At 67.4% G+C, this 15366-nt stretch carries 15 protein-coding genes and 1 pseudogene; 8 read left to right on the top strand and 8 right to left on the bottom strand.

The genetic code is table 11. From position 1 onward, the window contains the following. The first annotated feature begins 118 nt into the window (after positions 1-118). Entirely contained in the window at positions 119-3166 is a 3048-nt protein-coding gene (locus C7H84_RS06360) for an FAD-binding and (Fe-S)-binding domain-containing protein (RefSeq protein WP_121857997.1), read from the top strand. Beyond that, complete coding sequence (locus C7H84_RS37660; RefSeq protein ID WP_346428371.1) at positions 3079-3456, top strand: LysR family transcriptional regulator; 378 nt, start codon at positions 3079-3081, stop codon at positions 3454-3456. Before C7H84_RS06360 ends, C7H84_RS37660 begins: the two co-directional genes overlap by 88 nt. 1 nt (position 3457) lies before the next feature. On the opposite strand, the gene C7H84_RS06350 is transcribed toward C7H84_RS37660, so the two are convergent. Next, positions 3458-3787, bottom strand: coding sequence for an XRE family transcriptional regulator (locus C7H84_RS06350; protein WP_240461981.1), 330 nt, complete (start codon positions 3785-3787; stop codon positions 3458-3460). An 88-nt stretch (positions 3788-3875) separates the two neighbouring features. Further along, on the bottom strand, positions 3876-5030 hold the full coding sequence (locus C7H84_RS06345; protein ID WP_121857996.1) for a branched-chain amino acid ABC transporter substrate-binding protein: 1155 nt from the start codon (positions 5028-5030) through the stop codon (positions 3876-3878). 491 nt (positions 5031-5521) lie between these two features. Between C7H84_RS06345 and C7H84_RS06340 the strand changes: the two genes are divergently transcribed. Together C7H84_RS06340 and C7H84_RS06335 are read left to right on the top strand one after the other, a co-directional pair. After that, positions 5522-6172, top strand: a complete 651-nt coding sequence (locus C7H84_RS06340; RefSeq protein ID WP_121858033.1) for a BON domain-containing protein — start codon at positions 5522-5524, stop codon at positions 6170-6172. A 203-nt stretch (positions 6173-6375) separates the two neighbouring features. Continuing rightward, a complete protein-coding gene (locus tag C7H84_RS06335; RefSeq protein WP_121857995.1) occupies positions 6376-7365 on the top strand; it encodes a zinc-dependent alcohol dehydrogenase family protein in 990 nt (329 codons plus the stop codon). A 25-nt stretch (positions 7366-7390) separates the two neighbouring features. Here the strand turns inward: C7H84_RS06335 and C7H84_RS06330 are convergent, their stop codons facing one another. Then, on the bottom strand, positions 7391-8164 hold the full coding sequence (locus C7H84_RS06330; RefSeq protein ID WP_121857994.1) for a helix-turn-helix domain-containing protein: 774 nt from the start codon (positions 8162-8164) through the stop codon (positions 7391-7393). 487 nt (positions 8165-8651) lie between these two features. Continuing rightward, positions 8652-9299: a response regulator transcription factor gene (locus C7H84_RS06325; RefSeq protein ID WP_121857993.1), complete on the bottom strand. Its 648-nt coding sequence runs from the start codon at positions 9297-9299 to the stop codon at positions 8652-8654. A 363-nt stretch (positions 9300-9662) separates the two neighbouring features. On the opposite strand from C7H84_RS06325, the gene C7H84_RS06320 reads away from it, so the two are divergent. Then, positions 9663-10133 carry a universal stress protein gene (locus C7H84_RS06320; RefSeq protein ID WP_121858032.1) on the top strand — a complete coding sequence of 157 codons (471 nt, stop codon included), beginning with the start codon at positions 9663-9665 and terminating at the stop codon, positions 10131-10133. Positions 10134-10183: 50 nt separating this feature from the next. Here C7H84_RS06320 and C7H84_RS06315 read toward each other — a convergent pair whose 3' ends face one another. From C7H84_RS06315 to C7H84_RS06300, 4 genes and pseudogenes are all read right to left on the bottom strand, one after another. Next, positions 10184-11020 (bottom strand): universal stress protein, encoded by an 837-nt coding sequence (locus tag C7H84_RS06315; RefSeq protein WP_121857992.1) that lies wholly within the window; start codon positions 11018-11020, stop codon positions 10184-10186. Further along, positions 11017-11520, bottom strand: a complete 504-nt coding sequence (locus C7H84_RS06310; RefSeq protein WP_121857991.1) for a universal stress protein — start codon at positions 11518-11520, stop codon at positions 11017-11019. Before C7H84_RS06310 ends, C7H84_RS06315 begins: the two co-directional genes overlap by 4 nt. A 120-nt stretch (positions 11521-11640) precedes the next feature. After that, a pseudogene (locus C7H84_RS06305) lies at positions 11641-11775 on the bottom strand (acetate kinase); the annotation flags it as partial. Between the two features lie 8 nt (positions 11776-11783). Next, on the bottom strand, positions 11784-12623 hold the full coding sequence (locus C7H84_RS06300) for a universal stress protein (protein WP_121857990.1): 840 nt from the start codon (positions 12621-12623) through the stop codon (positions 11784-11786). A gap of 189 nt (positions 12624-12812) precedes the next feature. On the opposite strand from C7H84_RS06300, the gene C7H84_RS06295 reads away from it, so the two are divergent. The 3 genes from C7H84_RS06295 to C7H84_RS06285 all read left to right on the top strand — a co-directional run bounded on the left by C7H84_RS06295 (position 12813) and on the right by C7H84_RS06285 (position 15328). Next, on the top strand, positions 12813-13352 hold the full coding sequence (locus tag C7H84_RS06295; protein WP_121857989.1) for a hypothetical protein: 540 nt from the start codon (positions 12813-12815) through the stop codon (positions 13350-13352). Beyond that, positions 13342-14088, top strand: a complete 747-nt coding sequence (locus C7H84_RS06290) for a beta-ketoacyl-ACP reductase (protein WP_121857988.1) — start codon at positions 13342-13344, stop codon at positions 14086-14088. The genes C7H84_RS06295 and C7H84_RS06290 overlap by 11 nt, the downstream gene beginning before the upstream one ends. 199 nt (positions 14089-14287) lie before the next feature. After that, the gene (locus C7H84_RS06285; protein WP_121857987.1) at positions 14288-15328 is read left to right on the top strand and encodes a zinc-dependent alcohol dehydrogenase family protein; all 1041 of its coding nucleotides are present in this window, start codon (positions 14288-14290) and stop codon (positions 15326-15328) included. The last annotated feature ends 38 nt before the right edge of the window (positions 15329-15366 follow it).

Below are 15366 nucleotides of genomic sequence, written 5' to 3'. Positions count from 1 at the left end.
TTGTTTCTCGTGCTGATTCGCAAGATACTGGATTTCCGGGCTGCGGGGAATCTTGCTCAAAACTCATATTTCTGATCGAGGCCGCGCACCGGCTTCACCCACCTTGCACTTTCATCCCATGTCGATCGCTCCGTTGCTCCGTCCCGTCAGCCCGCCCGAGGGCCGTTACCGCGATTTTCTCGCCGCGCTCCGGGCTGCCGGGTTCGCCGGCGAAATCCGCACGGACCACGCGAACCGGACCGTGCAGGCGACCGACAACTCGATCTACCAGCGCCTGCCGCAGGCGGTGATCTGTCCCGCGCATGCGGACGACGTGCGGCTTGTCGCGCGGCTGCTTGCCGAACCCGCGCATCGCGACGTCGCGGTGACTGCGCGCGGCGGCGGCACCGGCACCAACGGGCAGTCGCTGACGGACGGCGTGGTGGTCGACCTGTCGCGCAACATGAACCGGATCCTCGAAATCAATGCCGACGAGCGCTGGGTGCGCGTGCAGGCCGGCGTCGTCAAGGACCAGCTCAACGCCGCGCTGAAGCCGCACGGCCTCTTTTTCGCGCCGGAGCTGTCGACGTCGAATCGCGCGACGGTCGGCGGGATGATCAACACCGACGCGAGCGGGCAGGGTAGTTGCACGTACGGCAAGACGCGCGACCACGTGCTCGCGCTCGACTTCGTGCTGATGGGCGGCGAGCCGCTGCACAGCGACGCGCTCGACGACGACGAGCTGGAACGCCGCTGCGCGCGGCAGGACCGGGTCGGCAAGGTGTATCGCACCGCGCGCCGCATCGCCGACGAGAAGGCCGCGCTGATCGACGCGAAGTTTCCGAAGCTCAACCGCTGCCTGACGGGCTACGATCTCGCGCACCTGCGCGAACCGGACGGCCGCTTCAACCTGAACAGCGTGCTGTGCGGCGCGGAAGGCTCGCTCGGCTTCGTCGTCGAGGCGAAGCTGAACGTGCTGCCGATTCCGAAATATTCGGTGCTGGTCAACGTGCGCTACGCCGGCTTCATGGACGCGCTGCGCGACGCACGCGCGCTGCTCGAACGCGAGCCGCTGTCGATCGAGACGGTCGATTCCAAGGTGCTGATGCTCGCGATGAAGGACTTCGTGTGGAGCAGCGTGGCCGAGTATTTCCCACAGGACGATGGGCGCCCGACGCGCGGCATCAACCTGATCGAATTCAGCGGCGACGATGCCGACGACGTCGATGCGCGCGTGCGCGCGTTCGTCGAGCACCTGCGCACCGACACGAGCGTCGAACGGCTGGGACACACGCTGGCGAACGGCGACGACGCGGTCAAGCGCGTGTATGCGATGCGCAAGCGCGCGGTCGGCCTGCTCGGCAACGTGCAGGGCGAGGCGCGTCCGCAACCGTTCGTCGAGGACACCGCGGTGCCGCCCGAGAACCTCGCCGCGTACATCGCCGAATTCCGCGCGCTGCTCGACGGCCACGGGTTGCAGTACGGGATGTTCGGCCACGTCGACGCGGGCGTGCTGCACGTGCGTCCGGCGCTCGACATGAAGGATCCGAAGCAGGCAGCGCTGGTGCGGCCGGTATCGGACGCGGTGGCCGAGCTCACGCAGCGCCATGGTGGCCTGTTATGGGGAGAGCACGGCAAGGGCGTGCGCTCGGAATACGCACCGGCGTTCTTCGGCGAGCTGTATCCGTCGCTGCAGCAACTGAAGGCCGCATTCGATCCGCACAACCAGTTCAACCCGGGCAAGATCGCGACGCCCCCGGACACCACGCTGCGGCTGCTGAAGATCGACGAGGTGCCGACGCGCGGCGACCACGACCGGCAGATCGACGAGCGCGTGTGGCAGAGCTACGGCACCGCGATGCACTGCAACGGCAACGGCGCGTGCTACAACTTCGATCCGGACGACGCGATGTGTCCGTCGTGGAAGGCGACACGCGAGCGTGTGCAGTCGCCGAAGGGGCGCGCGTCGCTGATGCGCGAATGGTTGCGTCTGCAAGGACAGGCAGGCATCGACGTCGTCGCGGCGGCGCGTGCGAAACAGCCGTTCGTGAGCGGGCTCATGACCCGCTGGCGCAACAGCCGCGCCGCGCGCAACGGCGAAGCCGACTTCTCGCACGAGGTGTACGACGCGATGGCCGGCTGCCTCGCGTGCAAGTCGTGCGCGGGCCAGTGCCCGGTCAAGGTCAACGTGCCCGAGTTCCGCTCGCGCTTTCTCGAGCTGTATCACCAGCGCTACCTGCGCCCGCTGCGCGACTATTTGATCGGCTCGCTCGAATTCACGATGCCGTGGATGGCGCGCGTGCCCGCGCTGTACAACGGATTGATGCGCGCCGGCTGGGTGCGCACGCTGCTCGAGCGGCACGTCGGCATGGTCGACAGCCCGCTGTTGAGCCGCTTCGATCTCGCGGCCGTGGTCCGGCAGTGGAACGTGCGGCCGGCCGAGCCGCACGCGCTCGCCGCGCTGAGCGACGCGCAGCGCGCGCGCAGCGTCGTCATCGTGCAGGACACGTTCACGCGCTATTTCGATACCGAGCAATTGGCCACGCTGATCGAGCTGGCCGCGCGCATCGGCTTCCAGGTGTGGTTGGCCCCGCTCGCGCCGAACGGCAAGGCGCTGCACGTGCAGGGCTTTCTGCGCGCGTTCGAACAGGCGGCGATCCGCAACGCGACGCAACTGGCGGCGCTCGCGCGCTCGGGCGTCGATCTCGTCGGGCTCGATCCGGCGATGACGCTCACGTATCGGCAGGAATACCTGAAGGTGACGGGGCTCGCCGACGTGCCGAAGGTCGCGCTGCCGCAGGAGTGGCTGCTGCACGCGCTGCCGGAAGCGGGCGCGGGCAGTGCGACGGCGTTGTACCGATTGCTCCCGCATTGCACGGAAAAGACCAACGCGCCGGACAGCGGCAAGCAATGGACGCAGGTGTTCGCGCGCCGCGGGCTGCGGCTGGCGGTTCGGGCGACCGGCTGTTGCGGGATGTCGGGTACTTATGGGCACGAGGCGCGCAACCTGCAGACGTCGCGCGCGATCTATGCGCAGTCGTGGGCCGCGCACGTCGATGGTCCGGCGGCCGAAGGCGAGGCGCTGGCGACCGGCTATTCGTGCCGCAGCCAGGTGAAGCGCATGTCCGCGCGGCAGGTGCGTCATCCGCTGCAGGCGCTGCTCGATCACGTGCGCATGGCGGCGTGACGAGGACCGCCGCGCCGGTCCGCACGCGTTCATCGGACGCCACACGTCATGTCACGTCACGTCACGAAAGTCTCCAGGGATTCACCCGCACGCGTAACGATCCGTACAGCCTCGAACTGTTCATTTCCGTCGTTCAGGAAGGTTCGATGCACGCGCCGTCGGCGCTCAGCCGGCGTCTCGCCGACCTCGAAGCGGCGATGGGGGTTCCGTTGCTGATCCGCTCGCCGTCGGGTGTCGAATTCACCGACGCCGCCGAGCGGGATCGCGAAGCAGCCGATCGGCCGCGGTAGTTCACGAATCGCCGTTGCGGCGCTTCGTGACACGCGGCCGCGGCTTGGCCGCCGCTGCCGCCGCCACCGCCGTCGTCGAAAATGCGCCGACGCCGCGCGGCCGTTTCGGTTCGATGGCCGTCTTGCCGATCACGTGCCGGAAATCGATCTCGTGCGCGGCGAGCGCGCCGATCAAGGTCGCGATGACCGCGAGGTGGGAAGGGACGGTGCCCTTGCTCGAATAGTTCGTGATCGAGCTTTCGTTCATCCGGATCAGGCGGGCGAACTCGCGCGCCGTCAACTGCGCCTTCTTCAACTCCTGTTGAAAATCCGCATACGCCATTGCACACATGTCGCTTCATCTCCGCAAAACCTGAATCGGCCCCGTGCAGCGCCGGCGCCGACGGGTGGCGTTCCCGTCGGGCCGGCGTCGCGGGGTGTTACATCTTCACCTGGTCGAGGAAGGTCTTCTTGCCGCTCTTGTAGCCGTAGATCGAGATGATCCCGTGCGTCAGGTCGCCCTTCGAATCGAACGTGGTCGTGCCGATCACGCCTTCATACTTCGTCGACGGCATCGCGGCGAGGATCTTCGCCGGGTCCGTCGAATTCGCGCGCTTCATCGCGTCGACCGCGATGTAGACCGCGTCGTACGCGAACGGCGCATCGAACTTGATGCCCTGGTTGAAACGCTTCTGGTACTTCGCGAGGAAGTCCGCGCCGCCCGGCATCTTCTCGAGCGCCGCGCCGGCCTGCGAGCACAGCACGTTGTCGGCCGCCGGGCCGGCCAGTTGCGCGAGCGAGTCGGTGCACACGCCGTCGCCGGACAGGATCTTCGCGCGCATGCCGAGCTGCTTCGCCTGCTTCGCGAGCGGGCCGCCGGTGGCGTCCATGCCGCCGTACATGATCGCGTCCGGGTTCTCGCCCTTGACCTTCGTCAGAATCGCGCGGAAGTCGACGGCCTTGTCGTTGGTCGCGTCGTGCGACAGCACCTTCAGGCCGAGCGCCTTCGCCTTCTTCTCGAACTCGTTCGCGAGGCCCTGGCCGTACGCGGTCGAATCGTCGATCACCGCGACGCTCTTCACGCCTTTCGACTGCGCGTAGCTCGCCAGTGCCGGGCCTTGTTGAGCGTCGGTCGCGACCACGCGATAGGTGGTCTTGAAGCCCTGCTGCGTGTAGGTCGGGTTCGTGGCCGACGGCGAGATCTGCACGATGCCCGCGTCGCTGTAGATCTTCGACGCCGGGATCGACGTGCCCGAGTTCAGGTGGCCGATGACGGCGACGACCTTGTCGTCGACCAGCTTCTGCGCGACCTGGGTGGCCTGGCGCGGGTCGGCCGCGTCATCCTGTGCGTCGAGCTGCAGCGTGACCTTCTTGCCGCCGATCGTCAGGCCCTTCGCATTGATTTCCTCGACCGCGAGGCGCGCACCGTTCTCGTTGTCCTTGCCCAGGTGCGAAATGCCACCCGTCGTCGGTTCGACGCTGCCGATCTTCACGACCTGGTCGGCCATCGCGCCCGACGCGGCCGCGAATGCGGCGGCGGCCAGCGCGACGGTGATCAGGGGTTTGCAGCGCATGCCGACAGTGCTTCGTTCCATCTGCCATCTCCGTTGATTGATAGTTCTGATGCCGTCCGGTCGATCGCGCGCCCTTGTGAGGCGTCGGTGTGCCGGACGAGTCTCCATGACCCATGACGGGTTCGGCTTGCATGTCGCCGGGCAGCGCCCGAGCGAGCGGGCGATTTCGTTTTCGTCTGACGACACGCAATTCGTATGAATATATCCGAATGCGTTTGCGGCTGCTTCCCCGAATTACGTAGGCTTGCGCAAATGTGATGCGGTTGGGCCGGGTGGCGCGGTGTGTCGAGCGGCTGTATGGCCTTGCCGTATCCCCATTGCTCCGATTATTCGGCCGCGCGGATGCCGCTGACCATGGACAGTGCGATGCAATCAGTCGAGAACTGTTCGGTCGATTTGTCTGCACAGTTGGAGAGCGGGAGACGCGGCCGTTGACGCGCATCAAGCGCGCGCCCGTGGCGGCGCGTACGCTGGGTTCCGCAAGGCCGATCGCCCGAACAGGAGAGCAGATGATGAAAACCGACAAGCAGTTGAAGCAGGACATTCAGGACGAACTGGAGTCCGACCCGTCGATCGATGCAACCCGCATCGGTGTCGAGGTCGCCGACCGGATCGTGACGCTTTCCGGTCACCCGCCGAGCTATGCGGAGAAGGTGGCGATCGAGCGCGCTGCAAACCGCGTCGCCGGCGTCAAGGCGCTCGTCGTCGACATGACGGTGCATCTGCCGGACGATGACGTGCGCACCGACGAGGACATCGCGAAAGCGGTGCGTTCGGTTCTGCACTGGACGGTCGGCCTGCACGATGACGCGATCAAGGTGCAGGTCGAACGCGGCTGGATCACGTTGTCCGGCAGGGTCGACTGGGCGTACCAGAGCCATCTCGCCGTGCGTTCGATCTCACAGATGCGCAGCGTGACGGGCGTGACCGACCACATCGCGGTACAGGCCACGGCCGGGGCGGACGACGTCGGCGGCAACATCAAGCGCGCGATCATGCGTCATGCGGAGCGCGAGGCGAAGCACATCGCGATCGACGTGCACGACGGTACGGTGCGGTTGTCCGGCAAGGTCGGCTCGTTTTCGGAGCGCAAGGCCGTGCGCGGAGCCGCTTGGTCCGCACGAGGGGTACGTGCCGTCGTCGACGACCTGGTGGTCGAATGACACCCGGCAGCGGCCGTGCGATGGGCGCTCCGGGAAGTGCCACGAGGCCCGCGCCGGCGGCGTCATGCCACTTCATCGTGTCGGCAACCGTCCGGTGCCCGTTGACGCACATCACGCGCCTGTAATCGGGCGGTGTGCGCGCGATGCACGGCGCCAGCCTTGGAAAGCGACGCGCGCGAAAGCAATCGCGCGGGGAGGCGAGCATGCTTGCGATGATGTTTGACGGCACGACACCGCATCTGCGCGAAGCGCGCGTGCCGGATCCGTCGCCCGCCGCGGGGCAGTTGCTGATCGACGTACACGCATGCGGCGTATGCCGGACCGATCTCCACGTCGTCGACGGCGAGCTTGCGCATCCGAAGCTGCCGCTGATTCCGGGGCACGAAATCGTCGGAACGGTGCGCGGAATGGGTGACGGCGTGACGGGCTTCGCCGTCGGCGACCGGGTCGGGATTCCGTGGCTGGGCTCGACGTGCGGGCATTGCGCATATTGCACGTCCGGCCGCGAAAACCTGTGCGACAGCCCGCGATTCACCGGCTATACGATCGATGGCGGCTATGCCGAGTGTGCGGTCGCCGACCATCGATATTGCGTGCATCTGCCGCGGCGTTATGCCGATCTGGAGGCCGCGCCGCTGCTGTGCGCCGGCCTGATCGGTTATCGAACCTTGCGCATGGCGGGTAACGCGCGCCGCATCGGCATCTACGGTTTTGGTGCCGCGGCTCATCTGGTCGCGCAGGTCGCGCATCGCGAGGGACGCAAGGTATTCGCGCTGACGAAACCGGGCGACGCGGTCGCGCAACGCCTGGCACGGTCGTTGGGCGCGGCATGGGCCGGCGGCAGCGACGAAGCGCCGCCGGAGCCGCTCGATGCCGCGCTCATTTTCGCGCCGGTGGGTGCGCTGGTGCCGGCCGCGCTGCGCGCGGTCGACAAAGGCGGGATCGTGGTGTGCGGCGGCATTCACATGAGCGACATCCCCGGCTTTCCGTACGCATGGCTGTGGGGCGAGCGCCGTATCGCGTCGGTGGCCAACCTGACGCGCGGGGATGCGGTCGAATTCATGCGGATCGCCGCTGCGACACCGTTGCGGGTCGACGTCGTGCGCTACGCGCTGACCGATGCGAACCGCGCACTCGACGACCTACGCGGCGGGCGGGTGTCGGGCGCCGCCGTGCTCGCGATGCGCGCGTGATCCGCCCGACCTTGCCGCGGCCCGCTCAGATGCGCCGGAGTCCTTCCGAATCGACGATCCGGATCTGCTTGCCTTGCGCGGCGACGAGCCCCTTCTGCTGGAACTTCGACAGCATGCGGCTGACCGTTTCGAGCTTCATCCCGAGATATTCGCCGATCTCGTCGCGCGTCATCCGCAGCACGAATTCGGCGGCCGAGTAGCCGCGCGCCCTGAAGCGCGTGGAAAGATTCAGCAGGAACGCGGCGACGCGCTGTTCGGCGGACATCGTGCCGAGCAGCAGCATCTGCGAGGATTCGCGCACGATCTCGCCGCCCATCATCTGATACACGTGATGCTGCATCGTCCGGACTTCGCGGCACATCTGCTCGAGCTGCCCGAACGGGATGATGCAGACCGTGCTGTCCTCGAGCGCGACGGCGTCGCCGTTGTGATGCCCGGTGTGCACGCCGTCGAGCCCAAGCGACTCGCCGACGATCTGGAAGCCGGTGATCTGCGCGTCGCCGTCGCGGTGCCTCACGATGGTCTTGAACGAGCCGGTTCGCACGGCGTAGATGCTGTGGAACGTGTCGCCTGCGCGAAACAGCGTTTCGCCGCGCCTGACCTGGCGCGTGGTGCAGATCATCGCGTCGACGCGCGCGAAATCGTCGGCGGAGAGCTCGGGCGGCATGCAGACGGTACGCAATGCGCACGTCGAGCAGCGGGACACGGCGCGCTTCGGCCGATCGACCGGCCCGACGGGATGCAGCGGGATGAAAGGGCGTGACGGCATGGTCGTCGAGACATCGGCATTGCTCTGCATGATCGGCTCCAGTTGGGGCAGCGACGGTCCGGCGTCGGGCGGAGTCGCGCTGGCTGTTGTACCGGCGGCACCGGTCTCTGCCGCCTTCCTGATGGAAACGCTGCGCGGGAACGGGCCGGGAGACCGATACGCGAGTCTCGACGGCGATGCTGCCGTTGCCCCGGGGCGCGGGTTGGATCGTCTTTCCTGCTGTGCAGTATGGACATTGCGCGGCGTCAAGAAAATCAGCCGGAATTGAAGATGCGGTAGGCGACGTGGAAGTGCTGTAGGACGTTTCCTACAGGCGTGCGGCGTCTTGTCGCGACGGCGAAGGCCGTCGGGCATGCGAACGGCAACCTGGCGGTGTCGATCGCGGATTTCGTTGATCCTGCTCAATACCAGCGGCGATGCCGGATGCTATTTAGCCCGCGAGCTCACGCGGTTGCGGGTGCCCCCGGCACGGTCGGAGCGGGGCCCGGTCGCGCATCGGCCGGCTGCCCGGTGGCCGTCAGAGTTCGTCCGGGTCCTCGAACAGCTTGTGGCGCATCGCGTAGCGCACGAGCGCCGTGTCGTTCGGCATCTGCATCTTCTCCAGGATCCGCGTCTTGTACGTGCTGATGGTCTTGACGCTGACGCAGAGCGCCTGTGCGATTTCGGAGATCGACTCGCCCGAAGTCACGCGCCGGAACACGTCGAATTCGCGGTCCGACAGGCGCTGATGCGGCAGCAGATCGGTCGGCTCGTTCAGGCTCTGCGCGAATTGCTCGGCCATCGTCAGGCTCACGTAGACGCCGCCGGCCGCGATCTTGGTCAGCGCGGCGACCAGTTCGGCGCTCGCACTTTCCTTGGTCATGTAGCCGGACGCGCCCGCACGGAACGCGCGAACCGCATACTGCTGTTCTGCATGCATCGTCAGCACGAGGATATGCAATGCCGGCTTCTCGTCCCTGATCTGCTTGATGAGTTCGATGCCGTTTCGGCCGGGCATCGACAGGTCGAGCACGAGCACGTTCGCGTCCGCGTTGCGCACCAGCGCGATCGTCGAAGTGCTGTCCTGCGCTTCGCCGACCACGTCGAAACCGCTTGCGCTCTGCAGGATGTGCCGCAGGCCGTCGCGAACGAGTGCGTGGTCGTCGGCGATGAGTACCCTGATCATGACGGCACGTCTCCTTGCTGGATGGCGTGCAGCGGCAACGCCACGGTGATCGTGAAGCCCGTTCCGGGCCGATGGTCGATCGTCACGGTGCCGTCGGGCATGTGCGCGCGCTCGCGGCTGACGATCAGGCCGAACGATGGACGGTCGCGGGCATCGCGGCCGGCCTCGGGCGCGACGCACCGGCAGCGGGGTGGGCCGGAACTGCGATATCGCGCTGAATTGTGCGCGTTTTACCGGCGCTCGCCAATCGGGACCGATGCGTACGGGCGCCGCCGCGCCTGCTTGACCCGCATCAACGGAAAGGCGGCCATCAGGCTCAGACTGGCTGGACGAACCGATCGAACTCGAATGGAGGGATGCGCGATGTACCACCGGATCTTCGCGGCAATCGACGGCAGCCGCAGTGCGCGGCTCGCGCTCGATGAGGCGATTTCGCTCGCCCGCGAGTCAGGCGGCCTGGTCATCGCCATGTGCGTGGTGTCGGATGCGCGTCGGCTGGCTGACGTCGATAGCGGCTATACCGATTCGCGCGATCCGGCCGGGCTGGACGCGGACCGGGCCGCGATTGCGGTCTCGGACGCGGAAACCGCGTTCCAGCTGTCCGGTGTGCGCGGCATCGCGCAGACGATCGACGCGCGCGGAATGGACATATCGGACGTGCTGGCGCGCGCCGCCGCCGGATGCTATGCGGACCTGATCGTGATGGGCACGCATGGCCGTCGCGGCGTGCGCCGTGCGGTGCTCGGCAGCGTCGCCGAGTCGCTGGTGCGCATCGCGGACCGGCCGGTGCTGGTGGTGCGGGAGGGTGCAGGCGCGAGCGCCGGCGTGCTGTGACGGTCCGACGCCAGCGGGGCAGCCGCAAGCGGCTGCCCGTTTTCGTTCGCTCAGTGGGACAGCAGGACCGGCACCGTCATCGTCTCGAGGATCGTGCGCGTCGCGCCGCCCAGCACGCGTTCGTGCATGCGGGCATGGCTGTACAGGCCCATCACGAGCAGGTCCGCATGCAGGTCGGTGACCCGGTTCAGCAGTGTCGCGCCCACGCTCACCGACCGTTCGCGCGGCGTCGTCGAGAACGACGCACGCACGCCGTGCCGTTCGAGATACGCGGCGACGTCGACCCCCGCCGGCGTCCCGTCCGGATCGGGATGCCGGCGGGCGACCGTCTCGACGTTGACGAAGCGCGCGCGGGCGAGAAGCGGCAGGGCGTCGGCCACTGCGCGGGCGGCCTCACGCCCGCCGTCCCAGCCGATCAGCACGTTTTCGCCAAGCGTTCGTACGTTGCCCGCGTAGGGCACGACGATCGCGGGACGTCCGCTGCTCATCACGACATCCTCGATGAAATGGCGCGCGACGTAGGTCATGCGATCGTCGGGGTCTTCCTGGCCGAGCACGAGCAGATCGGCGTGCCGCGCATGCAGGATCGCGGCCTCGGTTGCGTCGCCGGCCGGCGCCTGCCACTCCACGTTGTTGCGTCCGGCGCGCTCGGCGGCCGCGAGGAATCGCGACTCGGCTTCCTTGCGCCGCTGCTCGCACAGGCGTTCGTAGACGGCCAGCTTCAGCGGTTCGTCGGGCCGTCGCAACGGTTCGAAGAGATCCTGGCAGATCACGTAGAGGCCGATCAGATGCGCGTTCCAGCGGCCCGCGAGCTCGAGCGCGAGCTCCACCCGGGTTGCGCAGCGTTCGCTATCGTCGAGATGGACGAGCAGGGTCTTGTAGCTCATGACAGCTCCTTTTCGGTCGATGCAGCGGGAGTCTCGGCGGACGCCTTCGATACGCAGTTCGCCGGAATCATCAGGACCGGCCGCGTCGCATGCCGCAGCACACGCTCGGCCACGCTGCCGAGCATGAGACGGCGGAAACCGCGCCGGCCGTGCGTGCCCATCACGATCAGGTCGGCGCCGAGTTCCCCGGCGAGCCCGACGATCCGTTGCGCGACGTCTTCGCCCGCCGGCGCGACGCTGGAGATCTGCGGCGTGCCGGCCACGTCGCGCACTTTCATGCGTGTCGCGGCGTCGTCCGTCACGCGCAGCCCTTCTTCACGGAACGCGTCGACCAGGATCGACGGGTCGTATCCGAACGTGTCGTACGCCGGCACCATGAAATCGACGACGTAGACGGGGGTCAGCCGCGCACCCGTTTCCGCCGCGAGGTCCAGCGCGGCGTCGAGTGCGCGGGACGACGTATCGCTGCCGTCGAGCGCAACCAGAATGTTCGAGTACATGGCGTTTCCCTTGAACGGATGTCGATGGAACCATCATCGGCGCACGCACGGCGATCGCGCTGATCTGGATCAATCGTCGCCGTTGCCGCGCAGCACGCGCATCGCGGCGCGCGCCGCGTCGGGTTCCGCATCGAAGCGGATCGACATGCCGTTGCCGGTGGCGACCGCTTCGCCCTCGTGCAGCGGATACGCAAAGACCGCGAACTTCACGCTCGACGAACCGGCATTGACGACGAGCAGCGCGAGCGTACGCATCGGCCGGCTCAGTGCGACATCAGCACCGGCAGCGTCATCGACGCCAGCACCGTACGCGTCGCGCCGCCCAGTATCAGTTCGCGCCAGCGCGGATGGCCGTAGGCGCCCATCACGAGCAGGTCGGAACCCGTTTCATACGCGCGTGACAGCAACGTGTCGCCGATCGCCGAGCCGTCGCCGGCGTCGATGTCGAGCACGTTCACGTCGCGCGCATGGCGTGCCAGCATCAGCGCGGCATCGGCGGCCGGAATGCGCGTGGTTGCCGCTTCCGAATGGCGGTCGACGACGGCCGCGACCGTCGTGCGTTTTGCATGCTCGAGAAACGGAATCGCATCGTGCGCGGCGCGGGCCGCCTCGCGGCTCCCGTCCCACGCGACGAACACCCGCTCACCGACCGACGCGAATTCGCCGGCGTGCGGCACGAACAACACCGGGCGGCCGGCGGACAACACAAGGTTCTCCGGAAACTGGTCGTCGATATAGGTCTCGGGATCGCTCGGGTCGCTCTGGCCCGCGATCACGAGATCGGCAACGCGTGCGGCGCGCGGCACGGCCAGGTTCGCGGGCTCGTCGGCACGCACCCAGGCGGCCGGCACTTTCGCGCGCGCCGTCTCCGCATGAAACAGGCGTTCCAGCGCGGCAAGCCGGTCGTCGCGCTGGTCCCGGCGCTCGCGGAAGTATTCCGCGGATCCGGCCATTACGTAGAACGAATGCGCTTCCGGCGTGTAGACCGCGGACAGGCCCGTCAGGTGCGCACCGAAGCGCCGCGCGACGCGCAACGCGAACTCGAGCCGCGCATGCGCACGGAGGCTCGTATCGAGGTGCACGACTATGCTCTTGTAGCTCATCGGAATCGCTCCATCGACGGGTGATCCGCCAGTGCAATCGAGTCTACGGAGCGGGGTTTTCTCGCGCTTGACTCAGATCAACGGCGGCCGCGCGCGATACCCGCACAGTGAAGCGGCCGCGATGCCGATCACGGGCAGACGGCACGAGGCGGGATGCCACCCCATTGACCGGATCGAAGGAGGGAGCAGATGAGCACGTACGCTTTGACGGCACCGAATGGCGCTTGGCGCGCGGGCTGCGATCTCGCGTTGCGGACGGTCGCGCTGAACCGCGACTGGCAGCACGAATGGCATGCACTGGCAGGGCGTCGCATCGAGCGGGACCGTACCGCGGTGCGCCGCCTGCAGCAGGCGCTTGCGGAAACACCGGAATGGACGGCCTTCGGCGACGCAACGCAGCAGGTGATGCGCGACTACGCTATCGCGAGCGTCGCGATCTGGCAGGATGCCACCGAGATTTGCATGCGCGCGCAATACGAGAGCGCCGGTGCATGGCGCAGCTGGTTGCGCGACTACGGCATGGGTGTGCTGTCGCGTTATCAGACCGACTGGCTGCCCGATTTGGGACGACTGGCCGTGGTCAACGAGGCCAGCATGCCGTGGGCCGAGTGGATGTCGGCCCTGGAACGCGGGATCGACGACGCGGCCGGCGCGAATGCCGAATCGCCGGTTTTCGCCGGGCACCCGAACGACATGACCGGCGCGCGGGAGAGTGTCCATGTGCGCTGAGCGGGTCGCGTTCGTCACGGGCGGCATGGGAGGGCTTGGCGCCGCGATCAGCCGCCGCCTGCACGATGCCGGCATGACGGTGGCGGTGTCGCACACGGAACGCAACGATCACGTCGCAACCTGGCTCACGCACGAACGCGACGCGGGCCGGACGTTCCATGCGTTCGAGGTCGACGTTGCCGACTACGATTCGTGCCAGCATTGCGCGGCACACGTGCTGGCCGAGTTCGGGCGTGTCGACGTGCTCGTCAACAACGCCGGCGTCACGCACGACGCCACCTTCGTGAAGCTGACCAAGGGCATGTGGGATGCGGTGTTGCGCACCAATCTCGATGGCGTCTTCAACATGACGAAGCCGTTCGTGCCGGGGATGATCGACGCCGGCTTCGGGCGGATCGTGAACATCGGCTCCGTGAACGGTTCGCGCGGCGCATACGGGCAGGCCAACTACGCGGCCGCGAAGGCGGGCATCCATGGCTTCACGAAGGCGCTCGCGCTCGAGCTCGCGCGCCACGGCGTGACGGTCAACACGGTTGCGCCGGGCTACCTGGCGACCGCGATGCTCGCGTCGGTGCCGAAGGAGGTGCTCGACACGAAGATCCTGCCGCAGATTCCGCTCGGCCGCCTCGGCGACCCTGACGAAATCGCCGCGCTCGTCGCGTTCCTGTGTTCCGACGCGGGCGCTTTCGCGACCGGCGCGGAATTCGACGTGAACGGCGGGATGCACATGAGATGAAAGCATCAGCGAGGCGCGCGCCGATGCGGCGCGAATCGACACGGCCAGCCTCGTCGCGCTTGCCGCGATCGCCGCGTCGCCGCTTGGCGCATCGATCGAGCCGCTGATCGTCGCGCCGCGCGCGACAAGGGAATCGATTCGCCGGTTGCCGGCCGTGCCGACATCCTGATCGTTCCCGCCTTTCGATGGAGGAACAGCGATGAAAGCACTCGTTTACCACGGCCCCGGGCGCAAGGCGCTCGAACAGCGGCCCAAACCGGAACTGCAGTCCCCGACCGATGCGATCGTCAGGGTGACGCGCACGACGATCTGCGGCACCGACCTGCACATCCTCAAGGGCGACGTGCCGACTTGCGAACCCGGCCGCATTCTCGGTCATGAAGGCGTGGGCATCGTCGAGCAGGTCGGTGCCGCGGTCGACTCGCTGAAGCCGGGCGATCACGTACTGATTTCGTGCATCTCGTCGTGCGGCCGCTGCGATTACTGCCGCCGCGGCCTGTATTCGCATTGCACGACCGGTGGCTGGATCCTCGGGCATCGGATCGACGGCACGCAAGCCGAGTACGTTCGCATCCCGCATGCGGCGACCAGCCTGTACCGGATTCCGCCGGATGCGGACGAGGACGCACTCGTGATGCTGTCCGACATCCTGCCGACCGGATTCGAATGCGGCGTGCTGAACGGCAAGGTGCAGCCGGGCTGCTCGGTCGCGATCGTCGGCGCAGGGCCGATCGGGCTGGCCGCGTTGCTGACTGCCCAGTTCTACTCGCCCGCGCGGATCATCATGATCGACCCGGACGACAACCGGCTCGAGATCGCGCGGCACTTCGGCGCGACCGACTGCGTCGACGGCCGCAGCGGCGATCCGGTGGCGGATGTGATGAAGCTGACCGACGGGGTCGGCGTGGATTGCGCGATCGAGGCGGTCGGCATTCCGGCGACGTTCGAGATGTGCACGTCGGTCGTCGCACCGGGCGGCGTGGTCGCGAACATCGGCGTACATGGCGTCAAGGCCGACCTGCACCTCGAGAAGCTGTGGGATCGCAACATCTCGATCACGACGCGCCTCGTCGATACGGTCAGCACGCCGATGCTGCTCAAGACCGTGCGCGCCGGCCGCCTCGATCCGAAGCGCCTGATCACGCACCGGTTCTCGCTCGACGACGCGGAGCGCGCGTACGACACGTTCGGGCGCGCCGCGCAAACCCGCGCGTTGAAGGTAATCATCGAAGTCGGCTGACTGCCGCGCGGCGCGTGACGGGAACGCGGCAAGCGTCT

The organism is Burkholderia sp. Nafp2/4-1b (assembly GCF_003635165.1).
Classification (GTDB): domain Bacteria; phylum Pseudomonadota; class Gammaproteobacteria; order Burkholderiales; family Burkholderiaceae; genus Burkholderia.
The sequence above is the reverse complement of the archived record's forward strand: the minus strand, read 5'-3'. Positions and strand labels throughout refer to the sequence as shown.

Excerpts from the sequence above, each read along its gene's own strand:
- C7H84_RS06335 (WP_121857995.1), top strand. The coding sequence starts at position 6,376 with ATGCTTGCGATGATGTTTGACGGCACGACACCGCATCTGCGCGAAGCG.
- C7H84_RS06345 (WP_121857996.1), bottom strand. The coding sequence starts at position 5,030 with ATGGAACGAAGCACTGTCGGCATGCGCTGCAAACCCCTGATCACCGTC.
- C7H84_RS06290 (WP_121857988.1), top strand. The coding sequence starts at position 13,342 with ATGTGCGCTGAGCGGGTCGCGTTCGTCACGGGCGGCATGGGAGGGCTT.
- C7H84_RS06330 (WP_121857994.1), bottom strand. The coding sequence starts at position 8,164 with ATGCAGAGCAATGCCGATGTCTCGACGACCATGCCGTCACGCCCTTTC.
- C7H84_RS06360 (WP_121857997.1), top strand. The coding sequence starts at position 119 with ATGTCGATCGCTCCGTTGCTCCGTCCCGTCAGCCCGCCCGAGGGCCGT.
- C7H84_RS06310 (WP_121857991.1), bottom strand. The coding sequence starts at position 11,520 with ATGTACTCGAACATTCTGGTTGCGCTCGACGGCAGCGATACGTCGTCC.
- C7H84_RS06285 (WP_121857987.1), top strand. The coding sequence starts at position 14,288 with ATGAAAGCACTCGTTTACCACGGCCCCGGGCGCAAGGCGCTCGAACAG.
- C7H84_RS06300 (WP_121857990.1), bottom strand. The coding sequence starts at position 12,623 with ATGAGCTACAAGAGCATAGTCGTGCACCTCGATACGAGCCTCCGTGCG.
- C7H84_RS06325 (WP_121857993.1), bottom strand. The coding sequence starts at position 9,299 with ATGATCAGGGTACTCATCGCCGACGACCACGCACTCGTTCGCGACGGC.
- C7H84_RS06320 (WP_121858032.1), top strand. The coding sequence starts at position 9,663 with ATGTACCACCGGATCTTCGCGGCAATCGACGGCAGCCGCAGTGCGCGG.
- C7H84_RS06295 (WP_121857989.1), top strand. The coding sequence starts at position 12,813 with ATGAGCACGTACGCTTTGACGGCACCGAATGGCGCTTGGCGCGCGGGC.
- C7H84_RS06350 (WP_240461981.1), bottom strand. The coding sequence starts at position 3,787 with ATGTGTGCAATGGCGTATGCGGATTTTCAACAGGAGTTGAAGAAGGCG.
- C7H84_RS06315 (WP_121857992.1), bottom strand. The coding sequence starts at position 11,020 with ATGAGCTACAAGACCCTGCTCGTCCATCTCGACGATAGCGAACGCTGC.
- C7H84_RS06340 (WP_121858033.1), top strand. The coding sequence starts at position 5,522 with ATGAAAACCGACAAGCAGTTGAAGCAGGACATTCAGGACGAACTGGAG.